This window comes from Arthrobacter sp. ISL-85 (assembly GCF_018613675.1).
In the GTDB taxonomy this organism is placed as follows: domain Bacteria; phylum Actinomycetota; class Actinomycetes; order Actinomycetales; family Micrococcaceae; genus Arthrobacter.
Genome location: NZ_JAGGPQ010000007.1, coordinates 144672 through 161270 on the forward strand (window position 1 = coordinate 144672; position 16599 = coordinate 161270).

The following is a 16599-nucleotide window of genomic DNA, read 5'->3' on the forward strand; positions in this document are numbered from 1 at the left end:
CGGTCAAGGCTTAACAGTTCGGAAACAGGCGCGTGACGGGGCTGTATTTCCCGCTGGGTAGCGTCGCACGCAGGGCCATGACGGCTAATAGCAAAAGAAAGCGACGCACCCAATGGGCAATGACACAGACACAACGCAACTGCTGGAACCGGCGCCGCCCTCTGGTGCCGCCGTCGTCGGACGTTCTCCGGAAACCCCGACGGCGGGCAACACGTCCGCACTCAACGCCACCAAGGAAAGCCTGGAGGACTACACGCTGCGGTTCGCCCCGCGCTCCTACCGCAAGTGGAGCGCGGGAGTGGTGGCCACCAGCGCTCTGGGCGGCATCGCCTACCTGGCCGACTTCTCCATCGGCGCGAACATCGGCATCTCGTACGGCACGGTCAATGCGCTGTTGGGCATCCTGGTGGCGGCCGTGGTCATCTTCGCCACCGGCTTTCCCCTGGCGTACTTACGCCGCCCGCTACAACATCGACCTGGACCTGATCACGCGCGGGTCCGGCTTTGGCTACTACGGCTCGGTGGTTACCAACGTCATCTTTGCCACCTTCACCTTTATCTTCTTTGCGCTGGAGGGCTCCATCATGGCGCAGGGGCTGGAGTTGGGGCTCGGCATTCCGCAGTGGCTGGGCTACGCGGCGTCCACGGTGATCATCATTCCGCTGGTGATCTACGGGATGAACACCCTGGCCAAGTTGCAGGTGTGGACCACTCCGCTCTGGCTCCTCCTCATGGTGGTTCCGGTGGGCTACCTGCTGATCTCACACCCGGAGAGCATCGACAGCTTCTTCGGCTACACAGGCGCGTCCGGCGATGGGGGTCCGAACCTGGCGTCGGTAATGCTGGCTGCCGGTGTATGCCTTTCCCTGATGGCGCAGATCGCGGAGCAGATCGACTACCTCCGGTTCATGCCGCCGCGCACCGATGCCAACCGGAGCGCCTGGTGGCGGGCAGTCATCCTGGCCGGCCCGGGCTGGGTGATTTTCGGGGCCACCAAGCAGATCGTGGGCATGTTCATCGCCATCTACCTGATTGCAACGCTGGATCCCGCCGCCTCGGCTACGGCCAACGAACCGGTGCACCAGTTCCTGGGCGTGTACCAGGAGATGATGCCGGCCTGGCTGGCGATGACGCTGGCCGTGGTGCTGGTGGTCATCTCCCAGATCAAGATCAACGTCACCAACGCCTATTCCGGGTCGCTGGCCTGGACCAACTCCTTCACGCGCATCACCAAGACCTACCCGGGCCGGATGGTGTTCGTGGTGGTGAACCTGCTCATCGCGCTGGTGCTGATGGAAGCCAACATGTTCGACTTCCTCAACACCATCCTTGGGTTCTACGCCAACTGCGCCATGGCCTGGGTGGTTACGGTGGCATCCGATATTGCCATCAACAAGTACCTGCTCAAGATCTCGCCCAAAGTGCCCGAGTTCCGCCGCGGCATGCTGTATGCCGTGAACCCCGTTGGGTTCGTGTCCATGGTGGTCTCCGCGGGGGTGTCCATCGCAGTGTTCTTCGGGGCCTTTGGTGCCGCGATCCAGCCGTATTCGCCAATTTTCGCGGTGGGCCTGGCGCTCGTGCTGCCGCCGGTGCTGGCGGTACTGACCCGCGGGCGCTACTACCTCCGGCGTTCCGACGACGGCATTGACCTGCCCATGTTCGACGCCGACGGGAACCCCAGCGACGCCAAGCTCCTTTGCCACGTGACGGGCTTGGAGTTTGAACGGCCCGACATGGTGCGGTCCGCGCAGGACGCGCCCGACGGCGGCCCGCAGTATGTTTCGTCCCTCGCTTTGTCCACGGACAAGACAGCGGAGTTGGTGCTCTCGCCCCAGAAGTAGAGTTTCTCCCTGTGTTAGGAAGCCGGCGCTATTTTTGGCGCCGGCTTCCTTTGCGCTTCTTGTGCTTTTGGAGCTTGGTGCAGAACCGTGGGCGGAGCCTGTGGATAAGTTTGATTGTTGAATTGTGACGTGGGCTACCCTTAAGGCACTGTTCGGAGCAAGCCGTCTTGAAACTACTGGGGGAATAGCGGCCCATGACATCGCAGAACCTATTCACGTCCCGCGCTTTCTTTTCGTCCTGGGCTGCCCGGTCCGGTGCGGCAGCCCTTGTTGCTGGTTGTGCGCTCACTTTGTCTGGCTGCAATTCCGGAGGCTCGCCCGGGCCGGGCGGCACGTCGTCCCAGGTGGCTGCCGAAACGCCCATTCCCAGTGCCACGGCCACTCCCACCCCCACGCCAAGCGCTGTCTATAAACCGGCCGACGCCTCCGGACCCGCCCAAAACGTCCCGGTGCCTGTGCTTCCCGAGATTGCAAAGACGGAGACGAAGGAGGGGGCGGAAGCCTTCACTAAGCACTGGTTTTCAGTTCTGAGCTATGCGTATGAGACGGGGGACACCCAACGCCTTTTGGCGCTGTCTGGACCGGATTGCGTCTTCTGCAAGGGGCTTGTCGACAATATTGAAGCAGCATGGAGCGACGGAAAGTGGATATCAGGAGGCCATATTGAAACACCGGCAGTAACGGCTGGGGCCCTCACGGAAGAGCCTGTGGACGTTACTTTGCAGGTGATTCAAAAGGAATTGGTAATTCATAACCCGGACGGAAGCCCATATCAAAAGCCAACAGCGGCCACGAACTCAGGGAGCCGGGCGACAGCCACATTTGAGGGCGACGGTTGGACCATGAGCAAGCTGAGCCTGATTCGTTAGCCATGCGTGCGGGATACAGGGGGATGTTCACGTCGATATTGTCCGCTTTAGCGCTAATTACTCTTGGCAGTCAGGTGTATGCGGACGAACACCCTGCGCCGAAGCCGCCCGTAGATGTGGGCTTCGTGGACACTGGCCTTCAGGTAGGTGCTGATGATCTGAAATCGGATCCCTCGACTGGAGACGTAGTGCCGGTCCCTGCAGGTACGACGGCCACGGACCCCAACGAGTACAAATACGAACTTCAATGCCATCTTGGTGGAGGCGATTTTGACACTCCCTGCCTTGCCCGTCAGCTCGACTGCAAGGATCGGGAGGACGGTGCCAAGGGCATCCCCGTCATGTGGCTGTCGCGGCCGCGGGGCGTGCCGGGAGCGGTTTGGGCACACCACTCCGGCCCCACTTGCCTCTACGACCCCAAACCCGAGGACCTCTTGCCCCGGATAGCCGCTGAAATCCAGCGGCAGTTCCAGAACCTGCCGATCAGCGCTGGGGTGGTCGTGGCCCAGCCCAGCCCCAATACCCTCCGCGGCGCCGAGACAAACTTCTACGCGGAAACCGTTGAACAGCAGTTCGACATCACCATGTTCGGCCAGAAGGTTCACGTGGTGGGGACGCCCGTGCAGTACACGTGGAACTACGGTGACGGCACGGTCTTCGGCCCGCAACCTTCCATGGGCGGCCCGCTGCCGCAGGACCGGTGGGGCGAGAAGACCCGGACCAGCCACGCATATGCCTCCACGGGAGACTTCCAGGTTGTCTTGACCACCTCGTTCCAAGGCACCTACTCGGTCAATTTCGGGCCGCCGCTTCCGATCCCCGGCCAAGGCCAGTTCGGTGCACCTCCCCAAGGCATCAGCGTGTGGCGATCGCTCACCCGCAACTACGCCGACGACTGCAATGCCAATCCAAAGGGACAGGGCTGCCCGGGCGCCGGAGGCTAGGGCCAGAGGACCGCAGGAGTAGGTGTGATACCCGTCGCACCGGCGAAAGTCCGGAATAGTTGCACGCGCCCCACAGTTGGCATAGGCAGTACGTCTTTAGCCTTCGAAAGGAACTGCACATGCTGTTTTCCCCGCTCACCCTCGGTGAACTGGAACTTCCCAACCGGCTGGTAATGGCACCCCTGACCCGCCTCCGCGCGGGTGAGAAGGGCATCCCCGGCCCGCTTCTCGCCGAGCACTACCGCCAGCGCGCTTCCTTGGGCCTGATCGTCAGCGAGGGCACATACCCCACTCCGGCCGGCCAGGCGTACCCGGGCCAGCCCGGCATCGTCACCCCGGAGCAGGTTGCCGGGTGGAAGACGGTTACGGACGCCGTCCACGCCGAAGGCGGCCGCATGTTCGCACAGATCATGCACGGCGGCCGGGTTTCCCACTCGGACATCACCGGTGGCCTGCCCATCGTCGGTCCCAGTGCAGTAGCCATCGACGGCGTGGTCCGGACGCAGGCCGGCAAGCAGCCGTATCCCGTGCCGCATGCACTCACCACCGACGAACTCCCCATGGTCATCCAGGAATTCGTCAATGCTTCGCTGAACGCCATCGAGGCAGGATTCGACGGCGTGGAGCTGCACGCTGCCAACGGCTACCTCCTGCACGAATTCCTGGCGCCGAACTCCAACGTCCGGACGGACAGCTACGGCGGATCGCCGGAAAACCGCGCCCGCTTTGTCATCGAAACCATCAACGCCGTCGTGGCAGCCCTCGGAGCGAACCGTGTGGGAGTGCGCATTTCCCCTGAGCACAATGTGCAGGGCATCGCGGAGACGAACCCAGCAGACGTCCGCGCCACCTACGAGGTCCTCATGGACAGCATCGCACCGCTCAATCTGGCATACCTGAGCATCCTGCACCACGAGCCCACCGGTGAACTTGTCCAGGATCTCCGTGAACGCTTCGGCGGCACCTTCCTGGTCAACACCGGCTTCGGCGTGATCACCACGCGGGAAGAAGCCGTGAACCTGGTGGCCGAAGGCCACGCTGACGCCGTCGTAGTTGGCCGCCCCGTGATCGCCAACCCGGACCTTGCCCGGCGCTGGAAGGAAAGCCTCCCGCTCAACGAGCCCGACGCGTCCACGTTCTACGCGGATGGCGCCACCGGCTACACGGATTACCCGCTGTACCAGGGCTAAGCGGCCCACCGGCCAACCTGAATAAGGCTACGACGGCGGCACCCAACCCGGGTGCCGCCGTCGTTGGCTGTCAGGGGTGCTGGTCCCGGGCAGCGGCGCCGGAGGCCATCCGACGACCTCCGGCTGAAGACTTATGTGGCCCGCCGGACCCCACTGGAAGCCGGCGGTGATCAGATGCTACTCCAACGAATGGACTCTTACCAGAGCCACTTTTGCGAACCTGAAAGTGGCTACAGGACAGCCTCGCGGCCGGTCCCTTCCTTCATCAGCAGGCGGCCGTCCTCGATCGATACCAACACGCTCTTGGGCCGCCCGCTGACCTTGGTAATGGCCTTCAGCCCCCGATTTGTGACTTCGACTCCCACCTGTGCGCCCTTCGCGGGGAGTTCCACGGACACCTCGGACGCGATGCCGAGCAACGGATTGGTGGAGACGCCCAAGTCCCTGCGCACCTCCTTGCCGTTGACGGTCACGGTGATGTTGGCCTCGTCGAACCCCTCCTGAAACACCACAAGCAGTTCCCGCATGATGGCCTCTTCCTCGAGCATCGGCGCCATTAACGGCATGTCCACTACAGCACTTTGCAAGGCCCAGCGGAATACCCTTTCGTCCCCCGCTGCCTCCCCATCGGCCCGCTTCCGGTGGAGCCCGGCGGCCCCGTAAGGCAAGATGTTCTGGTGACTCAACTGCCTGCACCTTCAGCCGTTTCCGCCCCCTCCCGCGAGTCTGAGGACGATGCGATCTTCGCCCAGGTCGCTGCCGAGCTGAGCGTCAAGGCCTGGCAGGTCAAGGCTGCAGTTGGATTGCTCGACGGCGGGGCGACAGTGCCGTTCATCGCCCGGTACCGCAAGGAAGCCACCGGCACGCTGGACGACACTCAACTTCGCGACCTCGACGAACGGCTGCGCTACCTCCGGGAACTGGCAGACCGCCGTCGTGCGGTCCTCGACGCGATTCAGTCGCAGGGCCAGCTGACCCCTGAACTGCGCAAGGCGATCCTGGCGGCGGACACCAAGTCACGGCTCGAAGACATCTACCTGCCGTTCAAGTCCAAGCGCCGGACCAAGGCCCAGATCGCCCGGGAAGCGGGCCTTGAGCCGCTCGCCGATACGCTGCTGAAGCGGCCGGACCTGGATCCCGAACGCGAGGCCGGGAAATACCTCAGCAGCGACCACGCCATAGGTGACCCCGCTGACGCGCTCGCCGGCGCCCGGGCCATCCTGGTGGAACGCGTGGCCCAGGACCCTGACCTCGTCGCGAACCTCCGGGACAGGATGTGGACCCAGGGCCGGATGGTGTCCCGCGTCAAGAAGGGCAAGGAGGCCGAAGGCCAGAAGTTCTCGGACTACTTCGAGTTCGCGCAGGCACCGGACCGGATGCCGTCCCACCGGGTGCTCGCGCTGTTCCGCGGGGAGAAGGACGGCGTCCTTGAGTTGGACCTCGCCGAAGCCGATCCATCGGACGCCGCCGCCCTCGCCGCCGCCCGCGCACGCTATGAGTCCGCAGTGGCCAGGTTCCTCGGGGTCGCCGACCGGGGCCGTCCCGCCGACGCGTGGTTAATGCAGACGGCGCAGGTGGCTTGGCGCTCGCGCGTGCTGGCCCGGCTCACCTCTGATCTCCGTGCCAGGCTGTTCGCGGCAGCGGAGGACGAAGCGGTCCGGGTGTTTGCCGCCAACCTGAGGGACGTCCTGCTGGCGGCCCCTGCTGGAAACCTTGCCACGCTTGGCCTGGACCCTGGATTGCGGACGGGGGTGAAAGTCGCCGTGGTGGATGGCACAGGAAAGGTAGTGGCCACCGACACGGTGTACCCCCACGCTCCGGCGCGGAAATGGGACGAAGCCCTGGCCACCCTGGTGCGTTTGGCGCGGCAGCACGCCGTCGAACTTGTGGCTATCGGCAACGGGACGGCGTCGCGCGAGACGGACAAGCTGGCTGCCGAGCTCATCAAGCTGCTGCCGGAGGTGGACCGCAAACCGCAAAAGATTGTGGTGTCCGAGGCCGGGGCATCCGTCTACTCAGCATCCGCGCTCGCTGCCGCTGAACTGCCGGGGATGGACGTTTCGCTTCGCGGCGCCGTGTCCATTGCCCGCCGTCTGCAGGATCCGCTCGCCGAACTCGTCAAGATCGATCCCAAGTCCATCGGCGTAGGCCAGTACCAGCATGACGTGACGGCGTCGAAACTGGACGGGAGCCTGGACGCGGTGGTGGAGGACTGCGTGAACGCCGTGGGTGTTGACGTCAACACTGCCTCGCCCGCGCTGCTGAGCCGGGTGGCGGGCGTCGGGCCCTTGCTGAGTGAAAACATTGTGGCCTACCGGAACGAGCACGGACCCTTCAGTAAGCGGACCGACCTCAAGAAAGTGCCGCGGTTGGGCGCCAAGGCGTTCGAACAGTGCGCGGGCTTCCTGAGGATCACCGGCGGAGCCGAGCCGCTGGATGCATCGAGTGTGCATCCCGAATCGTACGCAGTGGCGAGGAAGATCCTCGTGGCGGCCGGGTCGGCCCCGGCGTCCTCCTTGGACCCGCAGAAGTTCGTCGACGGTACGTTCGGCCTTCCCACGGTCAAGGACATCCTCGCGGAGTTGGACAAACCAGGCCGCGACCCCCGGCCCGCCTTTGCTGCCGCCACGTTCTCGGAAGGCGTTGAGAAGATCTCGGACTTGTTGCCGGGCATGATTCTCGAAGGAACGGTAACCAACGTTGCGGCATTTGGGGCGTTCGTGGACGTCGGAGTGCACCAGGACGGCCTGGTGCACGTCTCTGCCCTATCGGACCGTTTTGTGTCCGATCCGCGCGAGGTGGTGAAGTCCGGCCAGGTGGTCCGGGTCAAGGTACTGGAAGCTGACCCGGAGCGTAAGCGGATTTCACTGACGTTGAGGCTCGACGACGAACCAGCCGCCGGCGGCGCAGGCTCCGGCCGGCGCGATTCCGGCAGCCGAAAGGCTGAGCGTACCGGGCGGCCGGACCGCCAACAGCCGGGGAAGCAGGGATCAGGCACATCCGGAGGGAGCCTCAGGTCGAGCCCCAAACCCCAGCCCGTCAACACGGCCATGGCCGAGGCACTTCGGAAGGCCGGGCTCGGCAAGTAGTGCGCCGGGGCTTTTGGCGGTGCCGGCTTTTCTGCAAGGGTGGGGTATGACTTTTTTCCTGGAGTACACCGTTCCTGTTGCCCCCGGCGATGCCGAGTTCGAGTTCCCCAACGATGAGATCAACTCCGGCACCACGGTCCCGCTGACCCGGACGGACGCCGACGTGGTGCACACGCCGGTTCTTCCAGCCCGCACGGGAATCATCGGCGCAACCGTGCCGGAGGCGAAACTCGAGGCTGAGCAGTTGATCACCCACAGCCGTGCCTCTGAAGCGTCGCTGTACTTCGACCCGTCCAACTCCCTGAAGGCAGGGGTGGGTACCCTGGTGAGCACCTTCACCGAGGGCGGGGGCTGGCAGGATGCCCAGGGCGCGCCGGACGTGCAGGACGCAACGTTCTAGCCTCCAGTCCCCAGGAGACGGGGCATTCCGAAGCGTGTCCGGACTCCAGGGGAGTAGAGGACCGACTCTGGCGGACCGCTGACGCTGATGCCTGAGGCTCCGATCAATTCATCGGTGAGCCGGTGGACGTCTGCCCCAAAGAGTGGCCAGTCGTGGTGGGTGTTCGGAACGTACATGGTTCTGCCACGGAAGCTGCCGTGCATGCCGAATCTCGCAGTCAGGAAGATCGATAGTGGATCGCTGACCGCGGTATGCAGCTTGGGGACGACGCCGAAGTGGCTTCGGGCAGAGCCGCCGCCAAACCGGCGGACAGAATAGCCGACCGGAAGTTCACCCATGCTGCCCGCAGGGGTCCAGCGGTTGCCATACTGTTGTCTGCTATCCCTGCCCGGAAAGGGCGGCCATTGCCGGATCCGCGACCACACGTAGGGGATTCCCGCAGCCCGCGTGGCCAAAACAACTGGGAGCCGGTTTGCATCCAGGCTCAAGAACACCACTCCACGGGTCCCGTCCGGCTCGCGGGAGTAAAGCCGGACATTCACCTCGTTGAAGCTTCCCAAGTAGGGGATGCCGGGTCCGGTTCCAAGTCCCGCCTTCTCCATGCGAAAGCCGATCAGGCCTACCCAGGAACTGCCGTCGAACACATCCGGTTGGACTCCTTCAGGCATGAATGCGGCGGCCACTGCCTCCGGAACGCGCCAGTGGAGGAAGACGGCATCAAGCCACCGCTGGTCGGAGAATACCGGTTTGGGAAGCTTCGGCGGTTGCGGCCACAGTTGTGCAGCACTCAAGTTTGGCGTCAAGGTCCTCACAGTCCTTCGCTCGGCCCAGCTGCAGGTGTTCCTGATTATTAGCTGCGGCAGTTGTAAGTCAACAGGCGTGTTCTCAGGAAGCTGACCATCCACAGGAGGCCTGGCACCTGCATCTTCCTGGGCAAACAGTATCCGCAAATCCTCCCCGGGGCCGGGTCAGCCGTGCGGACAGTCCGTTCGGACGACCTGGCTGGAACCATGATTCTCGGGCGCCTGGGTGCGGGCTTCCCGCGGCGGCGTGGCTCTTGCAGGTTTCTATATTCGGACCCGAGCTCCTTAATTCAGTTTCAGCTTCTTTGCCTGGCCACGGGAGGTCAGGCCGCGCCCGCCGCAGCAGCCTCAAGTCACTCTCGTGGGTGGGGCGGCGGGGGTGGTTTGAAGTAGTGGTTTTGTTGGGGTGTTTGGGTGGGGTCGACGTGGGGTGGGGGTATGAAGGTTGGTGTTTCGTGGGTGGTGTTGATTTTCCATTGTTCTTTGTGGATGAGGTGGTGGTGGTGGCTGCAGAGCAGGACGCCGTTGTTGGTGGTGGCGGGTCCGCCGTGTGACCAGTAAGTGATGTGGTGGGCTTCGCACCAGGGTGCTGGGATGGTGCAGTTGGGGAAGGCGCAGCCTTGGTCGCGGGCGGTGAGGGCGGTGCGTTGGGCTGGGGTGAAGAGCCGGGTTTTGCGGCCGAGGTCGAGGATTTCGCCGTGGGTGCCGAGGAGGGCGGGGATGATGTCGGCGTCGCAGGCGATTTTGCGCAGGGTGACGGCGGCGACGGGCCCGGTGAAGGCGAAGGTCCCGGTCCCTGTGCGTGTCCCTGCCCGGGTGTCTGGTTTCGGGCTCCCGGTGGGGGTGTGGGGGAAGAGGTCCTGGTGGTGGATGACGGCGATGATTTGGGGTCGGTTGCCGCCGGTGGTGGGCAGGGCGTTGGTCGCGAGGGCGGTTTTTGCGGCGGTGATGATGCCGTCGAGTTGTTTCTGGGCGCGGGTGCGCCGGTCCAAATCCGGCAGTGCGGTGTACTCGGCCGCGGCCTGCTCGCTTGTGTTGGGGGTGGTGGTGCGGGGGTTGGTGGCGGTGTTCATAACCGTGAGGAGGTGTTCGTATTGGTCGGTGGTGGCGAAGATTTCAACGTGGTGCAGGCCGTGGCGGGGTTTGCGGATGAAGGCGCCTTGGGTGTGGCGGAGGGCTTCTTCGGTGGGTTCGGTGCCGTCGGCGTCAATGGTGTCGGTCCAGCGTTGGGCCAGGCGGGTGAGGAAGTCTGGGTCGCATGTGGTGGCGGCGGTGGTGAGGTGGTGCTCGATCCGGTCCAGGGTCTCTTCGGTGGTGTGGTGCTGGAGCCGGTCCAGGGTGGCGGTGATGATGGTCGCGGCGTGCGAGGACACGGCCGGGCCCTGAACATGCACGCTGGTGGTCCCTGGCTCGGTGTTGTTGCCGTCAGTGTTGTTCGCCTCGGTTGGGGTGAGGGCGGCGGCGAGGTGGGGCCGGGTTGGTGGGAGTGGTTCGCCGGTGAGGGTGATGGCGGGCAGGACGTGCTGGGCGAGGGTGAGTCGGCGGCGGGCTTCGCGGATGGGGATCTGCAGGCGCAGGCGGAGGAATTCTGCGGTGTTCCGGCACCCGTCATCGGCCGGGGATGCCACGATGGGGTCGCCGGGTTGGGAGGGCGGGCCGGGCCAGTTGGCGTCGGTCTCGTTGAGAGCTGCCGGGCTGGGGTTCAGGGTTTCGATGCCGTTGGTGTCCCACCCGGTGATCCAGCCCGGGTTTCGCAGGGCTGAAAGGGTAGCCCGGCCTTGGCGGGTCTTTGCCGCGGTGGCGTCGTTTATGGCTTGGGTGCGGGTCCGGTCCACGGCTCCTGCGCCGAAGAGTTGCAGGTACTCCACGGTGCGGGCGAGTTCCTCGGCCCGGGCGGCAAAGCCGGCGGCCTCTTCATAGGTGGCGGACGCAAGTACCTCAGGGGCGGCCAGGGAAGCGGCGGCGAGTTGCTCCTGCAGCCCGTCGAATAGGCCAGCTGCCGCAGACGCGGCGGCAGTTGGAGGTTGCTGCAACGGCTCAGCCGGGACGGCGTGAAGGTGGGCCGGGCGCGGCAGCCAACGGCCGGCGTCGTACGCCTTCCCGAGATGCTCCCCAATGGCCTCCATAGCCCAACCCTGCCAGTCACCACCAACAATCGAGAGTCCCTAAACCCCCTATGTGGAAAACCCGCACCAGCAGCTCAGCCAGCCGCCGCGGTTGAACCGGAACGGGCTGCTGACGGTTCCTTTTGCCACGGCCAGCGCCCGGTGATTTCCAATTCCAGGGAGAAACTGAGGAACGTCCTGATCAGCACGATGATGGCCAGTACCCCGACGCTGACGAACGTGGGCGTGACGGCAACGGTACGGATGATGTCTGCGGCGACAAGCAGTTCGAGGCCCAGCAGGATGGATCTTCCCAGTAGTTGCCGGTAGGAGCGGTAGAAACTCAATTTGTCCGCGCCCGGTGGAAGCTCCCGCGGCTGATGGCCCCGTAGCGCCATCGGGAGGGACACCACCGCTCCGATCACCATGACCGCAACGCCAGCGAAGTCAACCAGTTGCCCGACCGTCTCAATGATCTGCCGAAATTCCATGCCCTGCCTCACTCCGGGCCAAGCGTCCCCGCGCCCAACTCAACGCCGGGACTGAACCTGGCAACCACCACGGGGCGACGGCCCCGCTCAGGGGTGGCGGACGCCGTTCCCTGCCATAACGTCCCTGTACCCTTCCCGGAACGTAGGAAACGCGAAGGTAAACCCGGTGCTGCGGAGCAAGTCGTTGCTGCAGCGCTTATTGCCCCCGCGGGCAGGCCCGGCGTCGGCAACGGCCGGTGATGGCTGTCCCAGCTGCACTGCCAGGAAGCGCAACACGGAGCCCAGATCGGCTGGCTCGTTGTCCACGCCGATATATGCAGGTTCAGGCACAGCTGCCATCGTGGCGAGGTGCACGATGGCAGCTGCGGCGTCGTCCCGGTGGATCCGGTTGGTGTAGCGCACGTCCTCCGGGATCACGGCAGAGCCGGTTTTTACCTGATCAATCAGCCGCGTCCGGCCCGGTCCGTAAATCCCGCCCAGCCTGAGCGAGACACCGGCTGTGGTGGTTCCTGCCAGCCGGGAATGCAAGAGCTCCTCCGCTTCCAACAACACGCGGCCGGAAAAGCCGGCTGGGCCCGGCGCCGTGTTTTCATCCACCCAACCGCCGCCTGCATCGCCATAGACGGCAGTGGAGGACACATAGATGATCCGCTCGGGGGTCACTGCATCACGCGCCAGCGCATCCAGGACGTGTGCCACTCCGCGTACATACGCTTTCCGGTATGCCTCCTCGGTGGGGGAGTCCGCGGCAACAGCAATGACGACGGCGGTGGTGTCCGCGGGGACGCGCGGCAGGTCTGCCGATCCCAGGTCCGCCACGGCACCTTCGATGGCTGCAGGCAGTTTTGAGGGGGAGCGGCGCCAGCCCACCACCCGGTGGCCCAGGCCAGCGAACCGGAGCCCTGCTTCAGTGCCCAGGTCCCCGCAACCGGCCAAAAGTACCGTCATGGCCTAGGGTGCCTCGACCGGGAAGAACACGCGGGGGTCCTGCAGCAGTGCAGGGTACGCGAATGCTGAGCGGTCGATGACCTCTGTAACTTCGAAGTTCCTGCCAAAACGGCCGTCAGCGAGGGTAAGGGGTCGGCCCACCACCTGTCCCACGGCAAACCTGGCCCCATTCTCGAACGGAACAGCAACCGGCGTCTTTCCCGGAAGGGTGCGGAAGGCCTCCTCCTGTGCAAGTCGCTTACGGGTGGGCTTCTTCGCCTGCGGCCTGGGCGGCGCCTTCTTAGGCGTCCGGGACGGCCGGCGGGAGCCGTCGTCCACGTAGACGGGGGAGTAGCCGTCATCCCCGGCGGACATCGCGGCCGCGGAAGCAGCGCTCCGGTTTACCGGCGGAAGCGCCACGGTGGTCAGGGATTGGGGGTCAACCTCATCATGCGGCTCCCGCAGGATCCACAAAATGTCCCGCTCCGGCTCCTGCGGCAGGAACTCGTGCCGGGGCTCAGGCCAGACGTAGTCCATTTCCGGAATCGCGTCCGGGAAAACGGGGGTGTAGAACTTGGGTTCCTTGTGCACCAGCTTGGAACGGTGGCTCAGGTGGAAGTCGGGGTCCCCGAGCCAAGGCGGCATCACAATTTTGGCAGCGTAATCGGGGTGGGCTGCCTGCGGCGCGAACTCGGCAATGTTGGCGCGGGTGTTGTCCGGGTGGCCCCGTTCAATCCATTCGTCCACCATCGCCAGGCCATACATGGTAAGGGCGGGCACGTGCCCCATCCACATCCGGATTGCCGGATGGGTTTGCCATCCGTACCCCGGAATCACCAGGGCGCGCAGGGTCTGGAGCGCTTCAACCCGCTGCTTGCCCAGCCGTGCAGTGTCCAGGGTTTTGGCGCTTTGGCGGAAGTCAGGGTACGGGAGGAAGGTTTGCATCTATTCAGTTTGACGGCATGCGGCGGATGTTCCAATTACAGTGCCCGGCACCACTTGAGGCATCACCAGATGTCCAAATAATGGACGCCTGCATACGGCCTTCAGGTTAAACCACTAAGATCACCGCATCCACCCCCGCGTTTTGGAAGCCCTCTCATGACATTCACACCTGACAAAGCCGTCGACCCCGCCCGCACCGCGCTGCCCCGCTATGGACAGCTGCTGGGCCCGGAAGCCCAGGGCATCCTGGTTCTCGACGAGTTCATTATCGATCCCGCCGCCGCACGCAAGGATCAGCACCGTTTCCGCGATGGCATGGCTGCCGTTGCCAGGACGGTCCGCCGCATCGCTGCCCTTCGGGCGGTCATCGCGCTCGTGGCCATCGGAAACCTGCCGCTGTTCCTGCTCTCCAGCGGCTGGTGGATCTACGGCGTCTCGCTGACCCTCGTGGTTGCAGTGCACGCCGCCGTGACCCTGCTCAACCGGCACGAGCCGCGGCTCAAGCAACGGTCGGCGCTGGAACTGCACATGCACCGCGAACGAAGCGCCAACTACCGCAAATTGCGCGACGCGGTGAAGTACGTGATCGACACCCCCAGCCGGATGAACGAGCAACTCTACCTGGAGCTGCTCGCCGTCAAGCGGGTTGCCCTGAATCTTGCGCATGGCACCGTCGCATTGCTTGACACCAGCGACGAGTCCGCCTGGAAGGTACGGATCGTCCGCGAGTTCCCCGGGAACTGACCGTCTTTGGCCTGCCGCCCACTGCGGCAGGGGCTTACTGATTAAAGTACGACGCCGGCACGTCCCTTATGAGGGCGTGCCGGCGTCGTTCTTTGGTCAACGGAATTTGTCTATCGCCGACCTGTCTCTGTCGCCTTGGAAAGGCGGTTCGGCCAAAGCCGCTGGGAAATCGCCCGCTGGTGTTAGGCGGGGAGCTGGATGACCTGTCCCGCGAACACGAGGTTCGGATCTGAGATGGTGTCCAGGTTGGCGTCGGCGAGGTGCTGCCAGCCGCCCTGAATACCCAGTTTCTGCGCCACGATGCTCAAAGTGTCCCCGGCCTGCAGGGTATAGGTTTCGCCGCTGAGCGGAACCGAGGTTGCGTGCCGCGGTGCAGGTGCCTGCTTGACCGGTGCCTGCTTGACCGGCGCGCTCTGGAGCTGGGTGTTCTGGACTGGTGCGCTTTGTACAGGTGCGCCCTGGACCGGGGCGCTCTGAACCGGCGCTCCACCACCGCCGCTCAGCCCGAGCTGGGACGAGCAGGAGGGCCAGGCGCCCCAACCCTGGGAGGCCTGGACGCGCTCGGCTACAGCGATCTGCTGCTCACGGCTGGCGTTCTGCGGCGAGCCGGTTCCGCCGTAGGCGGACCAGGTGCTGGAGGTGAACTGCAGGCCGCCGGAGAAGCCGTTGCCGGTGTTGGTGGACCAGTTGCCGCCGCTCTCGCACTGCGCGAGTGCGTCCCAGGTGGACGTCGGGGTGGCTGCGTTGGCCGCCGTGGCTGAAAGCGCCAAACCTGCCGCGGAGACGGCGGCCAAGGTGACTCCGCGGCGTGCGGCAGTACGGAATTTGGTGTTTTTCATGATGGTGATGCTCCTGAAGGCCACCAGCGCTGGTTCCGTCCCCGGAGATCGTCGCGCCACTGCCCGCCCCTGACGAATAGAGGTCACTGTCGGTGGCTGCCGCTGGGCAGTTCTGGTGAAGGCAGCACCGGGCAATCAAGAAGCCCGCCGAACGGGCCTGCATTTCACGCTAAGACATCGCTTGGCCGTTATCAAATCGAGATTCCGGCGGCCGTGTTGAGTGTGGGCGGTGGCACGGCAACGGTGCGGACCTGTCCGCCTCAAGGGGCGCCGGCAGACGCGAAACCGGGAGGGGCACTATCCTGACCGGATGGACAACTTTCCCGGCGGCAGCACCATGCCCGAAACCGAAACGGACACCGTGGAACCCGCGGTCCCTGAAAAGCCCCTCCCGGTGGCCGAACTGCACCTGCACATCGAAGGCACGCTGCAGCCCGAGCTCATCTTTGCCCTGGCCGAACGCAACGGCATTGCACTGCCGTACTCCGGACTGGACGAACTCCGGGCAAAGTACGAATTCACAGACCTGCAGTCCTTCCTGAACCTCTATTACGCCAACATGGCGGTGCTGCGCACCGAGCAGGACTTCGCGGACATGACCCGGGCGTACCTGGAGCGCGCCGCCGCTGCCGGAGTCCGGCACGCCGAAATCATGTTGGACCCTCAAGCGCACCTCTCGCGCGGCATTCCCCTGGAGGCATGCGTCAAGGGAGTGGCCTCGGTGCTGGCAACCTCGGAGGAGGAGTTTGGCATCTCCACCATCCTGATCGCCGCGTTCCTGCGTGACCTGCCGGAGGACTCGGCGCTGGAGGTCCTGGGCCTGTTGTTGGCCATGAACGCACCCATCGACGCCATTGGGCTGGACTCGGCCGAGGTGGGAAACCCGCCTTCCAAGTTCGAGCGGCTGTACGCGAAGGCGCGCGAAGCAGGACTGCGGCTGACGGCGCACGCGGGGGAGGAGGGCCCGGCGTCGTACATCACCGAAGCCCTGGACATCCTGGGTGTGGAGCGGATCGACCACGGCATCCGCTGCATGGACGATCCCGACCTTGTGGAGCGCCTCGTGGACGCCCGCATTCCCCTGACAGTGTGCCCGCTTTCCAACGTCCGGCTCCGTGCCGTTGACACCCTGGCGGACCACCCATTGCCCGCCATGCTGGCTGCCGGGTTGAACGTTTCGGTGAGCTCGGACGATCCTGCGTACTTTGGCGGCTACGTGGATGACAACTTTGCGCAGCTCACCTCGGTGTTTGAGCTCTCCGATTTCGACAAGGCGCGGCTGGCAGCGAACTCCATCCACTCCTCCTTCGCGTCTGAGGAGCGGAAGGCGGAGCTGCTCGCGGAATTGAACGGCAGGGAAGTGGCGGACTGACCGCGCTAGTGTCGGGCGCAACAGCTGGGCTTCCTGCCCG

14 protein-coding genes and 1 pseudogene are annotated in these 16599 nt (G+C 64.7%); 8 read left to right on the plus strand and 7 right to left on the minus strand.

Annotated features, from left to right (window positions below):
• Positions 1 to 112 precede the first annotated feature (112 nt).
• The 4 genes and pseudogenes from J7I84_RS06375 to J7I84_RS06390 all read left to right on the plus strand — a co-directional run bounded on the left by J7I84_RS06375 (position 113) and on the right by J7I84_RS06390 (position 4844).
• Positions 113 to 1841, plus strand: a pseudogene (locus J7I84_RS06375) (purine-cytosine permease family protein).
• A 194-nt stretch (positions 1842 to 2035) separates the two neighbouring features.
• Positions 2036 to 2710 carry a DUF6318 family protein gene (locus J7I84_RS06380; RefSeq protein ID WP_214942172.1) on the plus strand — a complete coding sequence of 225 codons (675 nt, stop codon included), beginning with the start codon at positions 2036 to 2038 and terminating at the stop codon, positions 2708 to 2710.
• Positions 2711 to 2898: 188 nt separating this feature from the next.
• A complete protein-coding gene (locus J7I84_RS21450) occupies positions 2899 to 3654 on the plus strand; it encodes a PKD domain-containing protein (protein WP_311381083.1) in 756 nt (251 codons plus the stop codon).
• Between the two features lie 119 nt (positions 3655 to 3773).
• Entirely contained in the window at positions 3774 to 4844 is a 1071-nt protein-coding gene (locus J7I84_RS06390) for an alkene reductase (protein ID WP_214942175.1), read from the plus strand.
• Positions 4845 to 5074: 230 nt separating this feature from the next.
• On the opposite strand, the gene J7I84_RS06395 is transcribed toward J7I84_RS06390, so the two are convergent.
• A complete protein-coding gene (locus J7I84_RS06395; protein ID WP_214942370.1) occupies positions 5075 to 5392 on the minus strand; it encodes a hypothetical protein in 318 nt (105 codons plus the stop codon).
• 129 nt (positions 5393 to 5521) lie between these two features.
• Here J7I84_RS06395 and J7I84_RS06400 point away from each other — a divergent pair, with 129 nt between their 5' ends.
• Entirely contained in the window at positions 5522 to 7933 is a 2412-nt protein-coding gene (locus J7I84_RS06400) for a Tex family protein (RefSeq protein WP_214942178.1), read from the plus strand.
• A 46-nt stretch (positions 7934 to 7979) separates the two neighbouring features.
• A complete protein-coding gene (locus J7I84_RS06405) occupies positions 7980 to 8333 on the plus strand; it encodes a hypothetical protein (RefSeq protein WP_214942181.1) in 354 nt (117 codons plus the stop codon).
• Here the strand turns inward: J7I84_RS06405 and J7I84_RS06410 are convergent.
• The 5 genes from J7I84_RS06410 to J7I84_RS06430 all read right to left on the minus strand — a co-directional run bounded on the left by J7I84_RS06410 (position 8330) and on the right by J7I84_RS06430 (position 13604).
• On the minus strand, positions 8330 to 9136 hold the full coding sequence (locus J7I84_RS06410) for a YqjF family protein (protein ID WP_214942184.1): 807 nt from the start codon (positions 9134 to 9136) through the stop codon (positions 8330 to 8332). The two genes, J7I84_RS06405 and J7I84_RS06410, sit on opposite strands and share 4 nt — an antisense overlap.
• Before the next feature lie 353 nt (positions 9137 to 9489).
• Positions 9490 to 11262: a DUF222 domain-containing protein gene (locus J7I84_RS06415; protein ID WP_214942186.1), complete on the minus strand. Its 1773-nt coding sequence runs from the start codon at positions 11260 to 11262 to the stop codon at positions 9490 to 9492.
• Between the two features lie 74 nt (positions 11263 to 11336).
• Positions 11337 to 11732 carry a DUF1622 domain-containing protein gene (locus tag J7I84_RS06420; RefSeq protein WP_214942189.1) on the minus strand — a complete coding sequence of 132 codons (396 nt, stop codon included), beginning with the start codon at positions 11730 to 11732 and terminating at the stop codon, positions 11337 to 11339.
• Between the two features lie 87 nt (positions 11733 to 11819).
• Positions 11820 to 12680, minus strand: coding sequence for an SDR family oxidoreductase (locus J7I84_RS06425; protein WP_214942192.1), 861 nt, complete (start codon positions 12678 to 12680; stop codon positions 11820 to 11822).
• 3 nt (positions 12681 to 12683) lie between these two features.
• The gene (locus tag J7I84_RS06430; protein ID WP_214942195.1) at positions 12684 to 13604 is read right to left on the minus strand and encodes an MSMEG_6728 family protein; all 921 of its coding nucleotides are present in this window, start codon (positions 13602 to 13604) and stop codon (positions 12684 to 12686) included.
• A gap of 156 nt (positions 13605 to 13760) precedes the next feature.
• Between J7I84_RS06430 and J7I84_RS06435 the strand changes: the two genes are divergently transcribed.
• Positions 13761 to 14348: a hypothetical protein gene (locus J7I84_RS06435; protein ID WP_214942197.1), complete on the plus strand. Its 588-nt coding sequence runs from the start codon at positions 13761 to 13763 to the stop codon at positions 14346 to 14348.
• 182 nt (positions 14349 to 14530) lie between these two features.
• Here the strand turns inward: J7I84_RS06435 and J7I84_RS06440 are convergent, their stop codons facing one another.
• Entirely contained in the window at positions 14531 to 15187 is a 657-nt protein-coding gene (locus J7I84_RS06440) for a transglycosylase family protein (RefSeq protein WP_214942200.1), read from the minus strand.
• Positions 15188 to 15524: 337 nt separating this feature from the next.
• Here J7I84_RS06440 and J7I84_RS06445 point away from each other — a divergent pair, with 337 nt between their 5' ends.
• A complete protein-coding gene (locus J7I84_RS06445; protein ID WP_251046225.1) occupies positions 15525 to 16559 on the plus strand; it encodes an adenosine deaminase in 1035 nt (344 codons plus the stop codon).
• Positions 16560 to 16599 lie beyond the last annotated feature (40 nt).

Excerpts from the sequence above, each read along its gene's own strand:
- J7I84_RS06395 (WP_214942370.1), bottom strand. The coding sequence starts at position 5,392 with ATGCTCGAGGAAGAGGCCATCATGCGGGAACTGCTTGTGGTGTTTCAG.
- J7I84_RS06440 (WP_214942200.1), bottom strand. The coding sequence starts at position 15,187 with ATGAAAAACACCAAATTCCGTACTGCCGCACGCCGCGGAGTCACCTTG.
- J7I84_RS06435 (WP_214942197.1), top strand. The coding sequence starts at position 13,761 with ATGACATTCACACCTGACAAAGCCGTCGACCCCGCCCGCACCGCGCTG.
- J7I84_RS06415 (WP_214942186.1), bottom strand. The coding sequence starts at position 11,262 with ATGGAGGCCATTGGGGAGCATCTCGGGAAGGCGTACGACGCCGGCCGT.
- J7I84_RS06430 (WP_214942195.1), bottom strand. The coding sequence starts at position 13,604 with ATGCAAACCTTCCTCCCGTACCCTGACTTCCGCCAAAGCGCCAAAACC.
- J7I84_RS06420 (WP_214942189.1), bottom strand. The coding sequence starts at position 11,732 with ATGGAATTTCGGCAGATCATTGAGACGGTCGGGCAACTGGTTGACTTC.
- J7I84_RS06425 (WP_214942192.1), bottom strand. The coding sequence starts at position 12,680 with ATGACGGTACTTTTGGCCGGTTGCGGGGACCTGGGCACTGAAGCAGGG.
- J7I84_RS06380 (WP_214942172.1), top strand. The coding sequence starts at position 2,036 with ATGACATCGCAGAACCTATTCACGTCCCGCGCTTTCTTTTCGTCCTGG.
- J7I84_RS06405 (WP_214942181.1), top strand. The coding sequence starts at position 7,980 with ATGACTTTTTTCCTGGAGTACACCGTTCCTGTTGCCCCCGGCGATGCC.
- J7I84_RS06390 (WP_214942175.1), top strand. The coding sequence starts at position 3,774 with ATGCTGTTTTCCCCGCTCACCCTCGGTGAACTGGAACTTCCCAACCGG.
- J7I84_RS06445 (WP_251046225.1), top strand. The coding sequence starts at position 15,525 with ATGCCCGAAACCGAAACGGACACCGTGGAACCCGCGGTCCCTGAAAAG.